Source organism: Sabulicella flocculans, from assembly GCF_045449635.1.
In the GTDB taxonomy this organism is placed as follows: Bacteria; Pseudomonadota; Alphaproteobacteria; order Acetobacterales; family Acetobacteraceae; genus Roseococcus.
Map to the genome: position 1 here is coordinate 1 of NZ_JBJJBR010000078.1, position 255 is coordinate 255.

Sequence of the window (255 nt, forward strand, 5' to 3'; positions counted from 1 at the left end):
GGCTGTCGACGCCGGCCTGCTGCTCGGCAACGCCAACCAGGCCAGGGCGGATGCTGCCGCGGCGGACCGGCGCGCGCAGGCTGTCGCGGCCGTCGCCCTCGCTCTCCAGCCGGCCGATCTGGGCCGATAGCGCCTCGGCCTGGCGGCGCAGCCCGGCGAGGCGTTCCTCCTCGCTGCGCAGGCCGGCGCCCTGGCGGACGCTGTCCACGGCGCGGGCGGCGGCCGACAGCGCCCGGGCCAGCGCGTTGGACAGGC

General features: G+C 79.6%; 1 pseudogene. It reads right to left on the bottom strand.

Annotation, left to right across the window (positions count from 1 at the left end):
- Window positions 1-255: pseudogene (locus ACI6QG_RS19700) on the bottom strand (tape measure protein); the annotation flags it as partial.